Annotated in this window: 10 protein-coding genes and 1 pseudogene; 5 read left to right on the top strand and 6 right to left on the bottom strand. The window is 71.1% G+C overall.

What is annotated here, in order from left to right; all coding sequences use genetic code 11:
• The first annotated feature begins 192 nt into the window (after positions 1-192).
• Both SLUN_RS14125 and SLUN_RS14120 read left to right on the top strand, forming a co-directional pair.
• Positions 193-603 carry a hypothetical protein gene (locus SLUN_RS14125; RefSeq protein WP_371413827.1) on the top strand — a complete coding sequence of 137 codons (411 nt, stop codon included), beginning with the start codon at positions 193-195 and terminating at the stop codon, positions 601-603.
• 75 nt (positions 604-678) lie between these two features.
• The gene (locus tag SLUN_RS14120) at positions 679-2112 is read left to right on the top strand and encodes a S28 family serine protease (RefSeq protein ID WP_108148823.1); all 1434 of its coding nucleotides are present in this window, start codon (positions 679-681) and stop codon (positions 2110-2112) included.
• A 75-nt stretch (positions 2113-2187) separates the two neighbouring features.
• Here the strand turns inward: SLUN_RS14120 and SLUN_RS14115 are convergent, their stop codons facing one another.
• The 6 genes from SLUN_RS14115 to SLUN_RS14090 form a co-directional block, all read right to left on the bottom strand.
• Positions 2188-2820, bottom strand: coding sequence for a hypothetical protein (locus tag SLUN_RS14115; RefSeq protein WP_108148822.1), 633 nt, complete (start codon positions 2818-2820; stop codon positions 2188-2190).
• A gap of 146 nt (positions 2821-2966) precedes the next feature.
• A complete protein-coding gene (locus tag SLUN_RS14110; protein ID WP_108148821.1) occupies positions 2967-4823 on the bottom strand; it encodes a glycoside hydrolase family 3 protein in 1857 nt (618 codons plus the stop codon).
• Between the two features lie 436 nt (positions 4824-5259).
• On the bottom strand, positions 5260-6390 hold the full coding sequence (locus tag SLUN_RS14105) for a putative hexosyltransferase (protein ID WP_108148820.1): 1131 nt from the start codon (positions 6388-6390) through the stop codon (positions 5260-5262).
• Positions 6391-6506: 116 nt separating this feature from the next.
• Positions 6507-7301, bottom strand: a complete 795-nt coding sequence (locus SLUN_RS14100) for a sugar phosphate isomerase/epimerase family protein (protein WP_108148819.1) — start codon at positions 7299-7301, stop codon at positions 6507-6509.
• Between the two features lie 10 nt (positions 7302-7311).
• On the bottom strand, positions 7312-8247 hold the full coding sequence (locus tag SLUN_RS14095) for a bifunctional helix-turn-helix transcriptional regulator/GNAT family N-acetyltransferase (protein ID WP_108148818.1): 936 nt from the start codon (positions 8245-8247) through the stop codon (positions 7312-7314).
• Between the two features lie 106 nt (positions 8248-8353).
• Complete coding sequence (locus tag SLUN_RS14090; RefSeq protein WP_108148817.1) at positions 8354-9418, bottom strand: LacI family DNA-binding transcriptional regulator; 1065 nt, start codon at positions 9416-9418, stop codon at positions 8354-8356.
• 138 nt (positions 9419-9556) lie between these two features.
• Between SLUN_RS14090 and SLUN_RS14085 the strand changes: the two genes are divergently transcribed.
• From SLUN_RS14085 to SLUN_RS14075, 3 genes and pseudogenes are all read left to right on the top strand, one after another.
• A complete protein-coding gene (locus tag SLUN_RS14085) occupies positions 9557-10708 on the top strand; it encodes a Gfo/Idh/MocA family protein (RefSeq protein WP_108148816.1) in 1152 nt (383 codons plus the stop codon).
• Positions 10705-11874 (top strand): dihydrodipicolinate synthase family protein, encoded by a 1170-nt coding sequence (locus SLUN_RS14080; protein ID WP_108148815.1) that lies wholly within the window; start codon positions 10705-10707, stop codon positions 11872-11874. Before SLUN_RS14085 ends, SLUN_RS14080 begins: the two co-directional genes overlap by 4 nt.
• A pseudogene (locus SLUN_RS14075) lies at positions 11871-12702 on the top strand (sugar phosphate isomerase/epimerase family protein). The gene SLUN_RS14080 and the pseudogene SLUN_RS14075 overlap by 4 nt, the downstream one beginning before the upstream one ends.
• Positions 12703-12807: the final 105 nt, after the last annotated feature.

The raw sequence follows: 12807 nt of genomic DNA, 5'->3' as shown, positions 1-12807 counted from the left end.
GTGAGGCCCCCAGGGGCCGAGCAATTGCGAGGGCGGCGAACAGGAGGGGTCGCGGCGCTGTGGCGGACCTTCATAGGTGAGGACGAACCCGCGGCGGTGTGACGATTCCGTGGGTGCCGCAGCCGAGTGGCAACCATGTGGGCCGCCACTGCGTCGTACGCATGTACGGGACAGTGGCGAGGGGGAGTAAGAGTGTTCGGTGGTGCGGGAAACAGAAGGCTCGGGCGGCTGCTCGCGCAGGGCTGCGCCGTGTTCATGACCGCGGCCGCCCTCACGCTGGCCGGTCCCGGCGCCCAGGACGCGTGGGCGACATCGTCCGCCCCCTGCGCCGGGCGGCTGCAGAAGACCGTGAAGTTCGCCGGCGGCGAGGTGCGCGTCTACAAGTCCGGGCACTACGCCTGCGCCGTCACTCTCGCCCGGAAGCCCGGCGCCAGGCGGGCCATGTCGGTCTCGCTCCAGGCGCGCGGCGGCCGCGCCGCCGTGGACAAGGGCACCTTCACCCGCCAGGCGGGACCCGTCACCGTCCATGCCCTCAACCGCTGTGTACGGGCCACCGGCGCCATCTCCGGCACGGCGCGCTCGACCGGCTGGATCCTCTGCTGACCAACTGGGGCTGGCGGGCCGGGCATTGCCACCGCTAGGTTCACCGCGACCGCTTGTGAATCAAGGGGAGGGTGAATGCGCAAGGCGCTCAGATGGCTGCTGACGCTCGTGGTGCTCATAGGCACCGTGAGTGCGGCCGGTTCGACGGCCGGGGCGGCTACCGCCGCGGAGCCGGCGACCGGCACGGACATCAAGGACCGGATCCTCGCGATCCCGGGCATGAGTCTCATCGAGGAGAAGCCGTACCCGGGTTACCGGTACTTCGTCCTCAACTACACACAGCCGGTCGACCACCGGCACCCGGACAAGGGCACGTTCAAGCAGCGGATCACCCTGCTGCACAAGGACACCAACCGCCCCACCGTCTTCTTCACCTCCGGCTACAACGTGAGCACCACGCCGCGCCGCAGTGAGCCGACGGCGATCATCGACGGCAACCAGGTCTCCCTGGAGTATCGGTTCTTCACCCCCTCCAGGCCGGACCCGGCCAACTGGTCCAAGCTGGACATCTGGCAGGCCGCCAGCGACCAGCACCGCGTCTTCACGGCGCTGAAGAAGGTCTACGCCAAGAACTGGCTCGCCACGGGCGGTTCCAAGGGCGGCATGACCGCCACGTACTACGAGCGCTTCTACCCGCGTGACATGGACGGCATCGTCGCGTACGTCGCGCCCAACGACGTGGTGAACCAGGAGGACTCGGCGTACGACCGGTTCTTCACGAAGGTCGGCACCAAGGAGTGCCGGGACAAGCTCAACGCGGTCCAGCGCGAGGCGCTGGTGCGCCGCGAGCCGCTGGAGGCCAGGTACCAGGCCGCCGCGGCCACCGAGGGCTACACCTTCACGACCGTCGGCAGCCTCGACAAGGCGTACGAGGCCGTCGTCCTCGACTACGTCTGGGCCTTCTGGCAGTACAGCCTGGTGGCGGACTGCGAGGCGATCCCGGTCGCCGCCACCGCCACCGACCAGGAGATCTACGACTCCATCGACGCGATCTCCGGCTTCTCCTTCTACACCGACCAGGGCCTGGGGACGTACACGCCGTACTACTACCAGGCAGGCACCGAGCTGGGTTCGCCCGACATCAAGCAGCCGCACCTGGGCAACCTGAGCCGGTACGGGTACCAGCCGCCGCGGAACTTTGTGCCGCGGGACATCCCGATGCACTTCAAGCCGTGGGTGATGGACGACGTCGACAGCTGGGTGCGGCACAACGCCCGGCGGATGATGTTCGTCTACGGCCAGAACGACCCCTGGGGTGCTGAGCAGTTCAGGCTCGGCAGGACCGCGCGCGACAGCTATGTGTACGTCGCGCCCGGCGCCAACCACGGCGCCAATGTGGCCGGTCTGGTGGCGGAGCAGAAGGCGAAGGCCACGGCCTCGATCCTGAAGTGGGCGGGCGTCGCCCCGGCCGCCGTGCAGGAGGACGCGGCGAAGGCGAAGCCGCTGACCACGTACGACGCGAAGCTCGACAAGCGGGACATCGAGCGGGAGCCGACGCTGAGGCCGTAGCCTCCGTCCGGTTCGCCCGGACAGGGCCTGGCAGAAGGCTGTGGCCGAGTGGGCTGTGCCCGCCGCGCGTGTTCCTCACACGCGGCGGGCGCAGCCCACCGGCGTTTCCCCGCGCAGCTGGACATAGAGCGCCGTGGACGGCGGGCACTGCGTCCGGCTGCTCACCGCGGACGCCACCCTGAACTGCGGGGCCCGCGTGCCCGATCCGTCGCAGGCCGTCTCCTTCACCTGGCCCTTGCTCGCGTTGTAGACGCAGTCGCCCACGACGGTGTGCGGACCACCGCCCCCGCCCGGATCGCCCGGGTGCGGCGGCTCCAGATTGCGCATACAGGCGTACCCCTGCCCGACCGAGCCGTCGCCGTCCTCGTCCGCGGCCGGGCGGCTCTCGGAGATGTGCAGGACGAAGTCGGTGGCCGCGGGGCAGGCGGGTCCGTCCGAAGGGCGCCCCCCGAACCGGCCGATGACCCGGGCGGCCGCCTTCTCGCTGCCGCACGGCACCTCACGGAAGTCGCGCCCGCGCGAGCCGCAGTCGCCGGGGCCCAGAAAGATCAGGCCGTATCCCGACGGAAGGGGGGCGGGGCCGGTGACGCTGCTGTCGCCGACCGGGCCCGTGCGTCCCGTCGCCTGCTGGCAGGCGGCGGTGAGCGCGACCGTCAGTACCAGTACCAGTGCGCTCACGGCCCCCGCCGGCCGCCGCTGTCCGCGCATACGTACCCCCCGAACCCCACCGGCCCTCCGAGCATCGGGCCGGTCCGTCCAGCGTGACCCGCCGAGGCGGGCGCACGCCAGACGTACGGGGTACTTCGGGACAATTGCCGGGAGTGAGAGGGGGGAGCGTGCCCGGTTCGCCTACGTCAGTCGTACGACAGGCCGTAGCCGGTCTCGTACAGCACCCGGGTCGGATCGTCCGCGCGCTGTACGGGCACGGGCAGCCGCCCCTCGGGACCGGCGCGGCCCGCGATCACCCGGGCGGCGGCCCGCAGCTCGACATCGGTCCAGGAGTACGTGGCGAGGGCGGCCCCGACGCCGCCGAGCCGGGCGATGTCGTACGGATTGCGGATGGCGACGGCGATGACCGGCACTCCGGTCGCGACGAGCCGGGCCACCAGGGTGCGCTGGCTGCTGGTCGCCGAGACGTTGTACGTACCGACGATCACCGCGTCCTTGCCGCTCGCCGCCGCCACCGCCTCATCGATCTTCGCGGCGGTCGGGGCGGTCCCGGTGGGCAGGGCGCTTGCTGAGAAGCCCAGTTCGGTGAGGGCCTTCGCCAGCACGGCGGTCGGCGGTCCGGTCGTCCCGGTGGGCGACGCGGGGTCGGCGCCGACCACGAGCAGGCTGCGCTGTCCGCGGCGGCTCAGTGGCAGCAGCCGGTCCTGGTTGACCAGGAGCGTGGTCGTTCCCTCGGCGATCCTGTCCGCGGCGGCGAGGTGCGGGCGGGCGCCGACGGTGCGGTCCACGCCCCGGTGGGAGACGAACGGTTCGCGGAACAGGCCCAGTTTTTCCTTGAGCCGGAGGATGCGGAGGATCGATTCCTCGATGCGGGCCACGCTGATCTCGCCGCTTTTGACGGCGCTGAGGACGCCGTTCCAGGCGACGGCCAGGTTGGGCGGGTTGAGCAGCTGGTCCACACCGGCTGCGAGCGCGAGCACCGGCACCCGGTGGTCCCCGTACTTGTCCCGTACGCCCTGCATGTTGAGCGCGTCGGTGACCACCACGCCGTCGTAGCCGAGCTCTTCGCGCAGGATGCCGGTGAGAATGGGGCGGGAGAGGGTGGCCGGGTCGTTGCTCGCGTCCAGCGCGGGGAACTGGATGTGCGCCGTCATGATCGAGTCGATCCCGGCGGCGATGGCCGCCCGGAACGGTGGGGCGTCGGTCCTCTCCCACTCCTCACGGGTGTGGGTGATGACCGGAATGCCCGTGTGACTGTCGACGGTGGTGTCGCCGTGCCCCGGGAAGTGCTTGCAGGTCGCGGCGATGCCGGCGCTCTGGTAGCCGCGGACCTGGGCCGCGACCAGCCCGGCGACGGCGCCCGGGTCGGCGCCGAAGGACCGTACGCCGATGACCGGATTGGCCGGGTTGATGTTGACGTCGGCGACGGGAGCGTAGTTCTGGAGGATGCCCAGCGCGGCCAGCTCGGCCCCGGCGATCCGCGCGGCGGTACGGGCGTCGGACCGGGACCCGCCCGCGCCGAGCGCCATCGCGCCGGGCAGCAGGGTGGCGGGCTTGCCCACGCGAGCCACGATGCCGTGCTCCTGGTCGGTGGAGATGAGCAGCGGCACGGGGGTGGGCTGGGCGAGCCCGGCGCGCTGGATGCCGTTGGAGAGGTCGGCGATCTGGTGCGGGTCGCGGGTGTTGTGCGCCCAGATGAAGTAGATGATGCCGCCGACGTGGTACTTGGCGATGAGCTCGGCGGCGCTGCGTACGCCGATCTCCGCGAGGTTCAACTCGACGTCGGCCTGATCGGGGCCGGTGGCGGAGTGCCCGTAGACCCGCATCACGAAAAGCTGCCCGACCTTTTCCTCGAGGCTCATCCGGGAGATGAGGCGCTTGAGGTGGCGGAGGCGGTCGTGTTGGGAGGGGCGGGCGAGGGCGGGTGATGCGGTGGCGACGGTTGCGGCGGCGCCTGCGGTGGTCGCGGCGAGGAGGGTGCGTCGGGAGACGTGCCTGGAAGCGGTGCTGGAAGCGTGTCTGGGGAGGCTCCGGTCGTGCATGGGTGCTCCTTCCGGCCTTGCTCGACAAGGGAGTTGAAGGAAACTTCCAAGGTTCACGGATAGCCGGAAAGTTACTGCCAGGTCAAGGGTGTGGCAACAGAAAGGCGGCACGACGCGCGAAAGGTCACCGGGACGGGGGCGCGGGCCCGCCACCGGCGCTGTCGGAGGGGGCGCACCGGTGGCGGTGTGCTGCCGGCCGCAGCGCGGCTGGAGAGGGGTGGCCGACGATCGCAACGAGCAGCGAGGGCCGACACCGCGCTACGGAGACTCACCAGCAGTACGGCTCGTTAGACGGATCGCGGTGAGGGAAGGTTCCGGCGGCGGGGCGTTTTCGTCAGCCCCCACGTACCGGGAGCAAACCTGCCCGCGCCTCAAGCGCCCGCACCCCGGACCCCCCAGGGGCCTCCGCGCAAGCACTCCCCGGGCGCCGCACGGCTCACGGCGGTCCCGACCCGTTCAGCCAGAACGCCCCGTACACCGCCGACCCCACCGAAACCGCACTCAGCACCGCGACAATCACGCCCACCCTCGCCCGCGCCACCCACACCGCCGGCGGCAGCAGCAGTGGAAACGCCGGCATCAGCAGCCGCGGCTTCGATCCGAAATAGCCGGATGCGCACAGCGCCAGCCCCACAACAATCCCGCAGTAGACAAGCAGCGCCGCAGGCTGCCTCTGCTTGACGCACAGGTAATACGCCCACGCTGCGACGGCGACACCGATCAGCAGTCCGGCACCCGCCAGGAACGCCGGACCCGTCAGGCGGTCAAGAATGAATCCCGCGAAGGCCACCCCGCCGTCGAATCCATTCCCCCACTCAGCCTGCACATCGAGATATCCGAAAAGGCTGCCTCTTTCAAGGCCGACCCAGACGACATATCCCGCGCACCCGAGCGGAGCGAGCACCGCCCCGATGACCATGCGGCGATTCGCCGCGGCACGCCAGTCCCCATTCCGCCGCGCCAGTTGACACGCTGCCGCCACCCAGAGCGCCGCGACCACCGCGAGCCCGACCGGGCGGGTGAGGCCGGCCGGCGAGGCCAGGATTCCCGCCGCCACCCAGCGCTGCCTGAGCACCCAGTACAGCGACCACGCCGACAGGGCGACGAAGAGCGATTCGCTGTACGCCATCGACTGGACGATTCCTACCGGCAGCATTCCCCACAGCGCGACAAGCGTGATGCCCACCCGGCGCCCGTGAAGAAGGTCCCCGATCAGAAAAATGGCCCACGCCGCAAAAAGCGAGGCGAGCGCGCTCACCAGGAGTCCCGAGTCCGCAAAACCGAGCGGGCTGATCGCCGAGACGCCCTGTTCCAGCCACGGCAGCAGCGGGAAGAACGCCATATCGGACAGAACTCTGCCGTCCGGCGCGGTCAGCGTGAAGTCGTAGCCGTGCTCGGCGACCCGTACATACCAGAGAGAATCCCACCGGGCGGAGAGGAGTTGATGGGGATCCTTCCCCTTCGCGTGAGACCAGAGAATCAGCGTCACAAGGCCCAGCGCGCGAATCGCCGCGAAAATCAGCAAGGCCGGCGCAGACCTCCGAAGAGAAGTCCTTACGCCGGCCATGACCGGATTGTGGTCACCGCCTATGGAAGGTGGCTCGCCCGTCCGCCCCACTAGCATGCACAGTTCCTAGCTGTCTACGAATTCGAGCCAGTGTACTGGCGCGGCAGCCGGGTATCTCATTTCTCGTCGCGACGGACGATGAGGCCCTCCAGGTGTTCCCGCCCCGGCGCCAGCAGCCCCGGCAGCTCCGCCACCCCCGGATTCCAGCGCTTCTCGTATTCCCAGCACAGCCATGTCTCCTCGGTGAGCGTCGCCAGGCACTCGGCGAGCGGCAGCACGCCCGCGCCGAGGGGGAGCGGGGTCAGGTCGTCGGCCGAGGCCACGTCCTTGACCTGGACATACCCAAGGAACGGGGAGAGTGCGGCATGTGTCGTGGCCGGGGCCTCGCCCGCCAGCCAGGGGTGCAGTACGTCCCAGATCGCGCCCGCGTTCTTGTGGCCGACCGGCCCCAGGACGCGGGACACGGCGGCGCCGCTGCGGTGCGAGTCGTGGGTCTCCAGCAGGATCCGTACGCCCAGGCCGGCCGCGGTCTCCGCCGCCGCACCCAGCCGGCGCGCGGCGATCGCGTCGGCGGTGGCCGGGTCCTGATCGCCGCCGCCCGGGAAGACGCGTACCTGCGGTGCTCCCAAGTCCTTTGCCAGCCAGAGCAGTTCGTCGAGCTCTTCGCCGACCGGCCCGTCGGCTTCCGCCGCCGCGACGCGCGCGTACCCGCAGACTGTCAGGATCTCCACGCCGGCTCGCTCGAACTCCCGCACCACGGCAGCCCGTTCGCGCATCCCCATGCTCAGATGCACCGGCTCCTCGGGGTGGGCGCGCAGCTCCACGCCCTGGTATCCGGTGTCGGCGGCGAGCTGGACCACGTCGGCGATCGGCATGCCCGGTACACCGAGCGTCGAGAAGGCGAACTTCACTTGATCGGCCTCACTTGATCGTTCCTTCCTGAAGGGGCAGCCGCCAGTCCTGGCCGACGAGGTCCACGCCGTACGAGCGGTGCGGTTTCTCGGCGACGAGGGTGAAGCCCGCCCGCTGGTAGATCCGGCGGGCTCCGGTCAGTACGTCATTGGTCCACAGCACCAGTTCCCGGTACCCCACATCGCGCGCGAAATCCACGACGCCGCGGACGAGCCGGTCGCCGAGGCCATGGCCGCGGGCCTCCGGCTCGACGAGGAGCAGCCGCAGCCGTGCGGTGGCGGGCGCGTCGTCCCGTACGCACATGACCGAGCCCACCGGCCGGCCGTCCAGCTCGGCGATCCACACCCGCTCCAGATGGGGGTCGTGGTCCTGCGCGAAGTCCGCGACGATACGGGCGACGAGGCCCTCGAAGTCGGCGTTCCACCCGTACTCGGCGGCGTACAGCGCACCGTGCCGCTGTACGACCCAGCCGAGGTCGCCGGGCCCGGGGTCGCGCAGGACGGGACCTTCACGGTGGGCGGGCCGGTCGCCGCCGAGGATCTCGCGCACGGTCCGCGTCGCCTCGACCAGCCGCGGCCGCACGTCCGCGGGCACCTTGGCCAACAGCGACCCCACGGCCTCCCGCGACCGCTCGTCGAGCAGGGCGGCGGCCTCGCGCCCGTGCGCGGTGAGGGTGATCCGCTGCCGCCGTGGATCGACCTCGGAGGGCGCCCGCGCGACCAGGCCGTCCCGCTCGAACTTGGCGAGCATCCTGCTCAAGTACCCGGCGTCCAGGGAGAGTTCGGCACGCAGGTCGGCGGCGTCGGTACGCGGGCTGTGGGCGAGTTCGTACAGCACGCGGGATTCGGTGAGGGTGTACGGGGTGTAGAGGTGCTTGCTGTAGTCGAGCGCGCCGATGAGGTTGGTGTAGAAGCGGTTGAAGGCGCGGATTTCTTGGATCGGCATGAGCTGCTCCGAGCTTTCCCTTGACTGAGTCAACGGTACGGCCGCCTCGCGGGCAGGGCAAGGCCTGTGCGGCCTTGGGGAGCCGCCCGCGGGCGACCGCCCCCGCTCACCCCTTCCGCGGTGGTGCCGTCGACGCCCGGGCCATCAGCTCCGCGCCGATCGTCGCGATGCCCCCTGGCGGCGGCGCCTCCGTGCCCATCGCCAGCCGGCCCGCCCGCGCCCCCGCCTCGTACAGCGGCAGTCGTACGGTCGTCAGCGCGGGCACCACGTCCACCGAGAACGGCAGGTCGTCGAAGCCGGCCACCGAGATGTCCTCAGGGATGCGCAGGCCCTGGTCGCGCAGGGCCGCGCAGGCGCCCAGCGCGACGGTGTCGTTGGCGGCCACGATCGCCGTCAACTCCGGGTCCCGGCGCAGCAGTTCGAGCGTCGCGTCGTAGCCGGAGCGGCGGGCGTACGGGCCGTGCACGGTCAGCCGGTCCTGCCCCTCGTCCAGCCCCGCGGCGGCCAGCGCGGACCGGTGGCCCTCCAACCGGTGCCGGGTCGTGGTGCGCTCCACGGGCCCCGCGACATATCCGATCCTGCGGTGCCCGAGGGCGAGCAGATGCTCGGTGAGCCGCCGCCCGCCGCCCCGGTTGTCGAAGGCGAGCGCGGCGACGATGGCGTCGTTCCCGGACAGTGGCGGCCGTCCGCACAGCACCACCCGGGTCCCCGCGTCCGCGAGCTTCGCCAGCTTCGAGGTCATCGCCGCGATGTGGTCCGGGTCCTCCAGTGCGCCGCCGGTCAGCACGACGGCCGCGGCCCGCTGCCGCTGGAGCAGGGTGAGATAGGTCAGTTCGCGCTCCGGCGAGCCTCCGGTGTTGCAGACGACGGCGAGCTTCTCGCCGCCCGCGCGCCCGGCCCCCTCCTGTCCGCCGATCTCGGTCTGGGCGGCCCCGGCCATGATCCCGAAGAAGGGGTCGGCGATGTCGTTGACGAGGATGCCGACCAGGTCGGAGGTGGCGGCGGCGAGCGAGCTGGCCGGGCCGTTCAGTACGTAGTCGAGGTCGTCGACGGCGCGCAGCACGCGTTCCCGCGTCGATGCCGCGACCGGATAGTTGCCGTTGAGCACACGGGAGACGGTGGCCGGGGACACCCGGGCGCGCGCCGCCACATCCGCCAGGGTGACTGTCATCGCTTTCCTCCACGGGAGATGGAACCGGGCCCTTGTCCGGGCCACTGTCGGCAGGCTAGCTTTCCTACCGTGTAGAAAGCGCTTGCTGCGGTCATAACGAGGGAACTCGGGACCATCGAGGGACATGGGGGCAACTTCGTGACACGCAGGACAGTGCGGATCGCCATGAACGGCGTCACCGGCCGGATGGGATACCGCCAGCATCTGGTGCGTTCCCTCCTCGCGATCCGCGAACAGGGCGGCCTCGACCTCGGCGACGGCGACGTCCTGTGGCCCGAGCCGGTCCTCGTCGGACGCCGCGAGCACGCCCTGCGCGAGATCGCCGAACGGCACGGCCTGGAACACTGGTCGACCGGCCTGGACGCGGTGCTCGCCGACGACGGCGTCGACATCTACTTCGACGCGCAGGTCACCTCCGCCCGCGTCACGGCGATCAAGCAGGCAATCGCGGCGGGCAAGCACATCTACACCGAGAAGCCGACCGCGACCGACCTCGCGGAAGCCCTGGAACTGGCCCGCCTCGCCGACACCGCCGGCATCAGGCACGGCGTCGTCCAGGACAAGATCTTCCTGCCGGGCCTGCTGAAGCTGAAGCGTCTCGTCGACGGCGGATTCTTCGGCGAAATCCTCTCCGTACGAGGGGAGTTCGGCTATTGGGTCTTCGAGGGCGACTGGCAGGAGGCGCAGCGCCCGAGCTGGAACTCCCGTGCCGAGGACGGCGGCGGCATCGTCGTCGACATGTTCCCGCACTGGGAGTACGTACTTCACGAGCTGTTCGGGCGGGTGACGAGCGTGACGGCGCAGGTCGCCACGCACATCCCGCAGCGCTGGGACGAGCGCGGCAAGCCGTACGCGGCGACCGCGGACGACTCCGCGTACGGCATCTTCCAGCTGGAGGGCGGGGCCGTCGCCCAGATCAACTCCTCCTGGGCGGTACGGGTGATGCGCGACGAACTCGTGGAGTTCCAGGTCGACGGCACCCACGGTTCGGCGGTCGCGGGGCTGCGCCGCTGCCGCGTCCAGCACCGTTCCGCCACTCCGAAGCCGGTGTGGAACCCGGACCTGCCCGCGACGGAGTCCTTCCGCGAGCAGTGGCAGGAGGTGCCGGACAACGGGGAGTTCGAGAACGGCTTCAAGGCGCAGTGGGAGCTGTTCCTGCGCCATGTCGCGCTCGGGGAGCCCTACCACTGGAACCTGCTGGCGGGGGCGCGCGGTGTGCAGCTCGCGGAGCTGGGACTGAGGTCGTCGGCGGAGGGCCGGCGGTTCGAGGTACCGGAGCTGTCGCTGTGACGATCCGACTGGTGGGTGTGGGCGGGGAGCTGTACGACTACGCACCGCGCGCGGAGCCCGCCCGCTTCGTGGCCGGCGGTTCGGGGCCGGCCTCCTTGGCCTCCCGTACGGTCTTCTCGGCGGCGCACGTCGTGGCCGATCCCTACGCCGATGCGGCGTGGGACTCGCCCGCCGCCGTCGACTGGGACGCCACGCTCGCCTTCCGCCGCCATCTGTGGTCGCACGGTCTCGGCGTCGCCGAGGCGATGGACACCGCGCAGCGGGGGATGGGCCTGGAGTGGCCGGCCGCGGCGGAGCTGATCCGGCGCTCGGCGGCCGAGGCGAAGGCGGTGGGGGGCGCGATCGCGTGCGGTGCCGGCACCGACCAACTCGGGCCCGGCGGCGGCTCGCTGGCCGAGGTGCGCGGTGCGTACGAGGAGCAGCTGGCGTGGGTCGAGGAGAGCGGCTCCCAGGCGATCCTGATGGCGTCGCGGGCGCTGACCTCCGCTGCGCGGGGAGCTGAGGACTACCTCTCGGTCTACTCCCATCTGCTGCGGCAGGCCTCGGAACCGGTGATCCTGCACTGGCTGGGCCCGATGTTCGACCCGGCGCTGGAGGGCTACTGGGGCTCCGCCGATCTGGACGCGGCCACGTCCGTCCTCCTCGACGTCATCGCCGCGCATCCCGGCAAGGTCGACGGCATCAAGATCTCGCTGCTGGACGCCCAGCGCGAGATCGACCTGCGCCGCCGGCTCCCGGAGGGCGTGCGGTGCTACACCGGCGACGACTTCAACTACCCGGAACTGATCGCGGGCGACGAGCGGGGCTTCAGCCACGCGCTGCTCGGGATCTTCGACCCGCTCGGCCCGACGGCGGCGGAGGCTGTACGGGTGCTGGACACGGGTGATGTGTCCGGGTTCCGGAAACTCCTCGACCCGACGGTCGAGCTGGCCCGGCATCTGTTCCGGCCGCCGACGCGCTTCTACAAGACGGGTGTGGTGCTGCTCGCGTGGCTGGCGGGGCACCAGTCGCACTTCACGATGGTGGGCGGCCTGCAGTCGGCGCGGTCGCTGCCGCATCTGTGCCGGGCGTACGAACTGGCGGACGGGCTCGGCCTGTTCCCGGATCCGGCGCTCGCGGAGGCACGTATGAAGGCCCTTCTCGCGGTGCATGGAGTCGTCCAGTGACTGATCTGACCCGCTTCAGCATCAACCAGATGACGGTGAAGCAGCTCACGCTGCCCGAACTCGTCGAGGCGTGCGGGGAGCTCGGCATCCCCGGCGTCGGCCTGTGGCGCGAACCGGTGCGGGCGTACGGGGTGGAGGCGGCGGCGAAGCTCGTACGGGAGGCGGGGCTGGCGGTCACGAGCCTGTGCCGGGGCGGCTTCCTGACGGCGATCGACACGGCGGAGCGGGCGCGGGCCCTGGACGACAACCGCGCGGCGATCGACGAGGCGGCGACGCTCGGTACGGACACGCTGGTCCTGGTCTCGGGCGGCCTCCCGCCGGGCAGCCGGGACCTGACGGCGGCGCGGTCACGCATCGGGGACGCGCTGGCGGTCCTGGCACCGTACGCGGGGGAGCGGGGCGTGAGGCTGGCGATCGAACCGCTGCACCCGATGTACGCGGCGGACCGGTGCGTGGTCTCGACGCTGACGCAGGCGCTGGACCTGGCGGAGGCGTTCCCGGCATCGCAGGTGGGCGTGGTGGTGGACACGTACCACATCTGGTGGGACGACAGGGCCCCGGAGGCTGTGTCGAGGGCGGGCGCGGCGGGCCGTATCCAGGCGTTCCAACTGGCGGACTGGACGACGCCCTTGCCGGCGGGAGTCCTGAACGGCCGGGGCCAGATCGGTGACGGTTCGATCGACATGAGGGAGTGGCGGCAGCGGGTGGACGCGGCGGGTACGGCGGCGCGATCGAGGTGGAGCTGTTCAACGAGGTGCTGTGGGGCGGGAGGGGGTGGAGGTACTGCGGGAGACGGTGGGGCGGTACCTGGACTTCGTGTTCCGATGAGACAACGGCTGCCCCGGCGGCGAACGCCGACCGCCGACGAAACCGCTTCAGCGGCCGGCCGGCCGGCCGGCATGCTGGGGGCACACCGCTGCCGACCGGGGTCCG

It is taken from the genome of Streptomyces lunaelactis (assembly GCF_003054555.1).
Classification (GTDB): Bacteria; Actinomycetota; Actinomycetes; order Streptomycetales; family Streptomycetaceae; genus Streptomyces; species Streptomyces lunaelactis.
The sequence above is the reverse complement of the archived record's forward strand: the minus strand, read 5'-3'. Positions and strand labels throughout refer to the sequence as shown.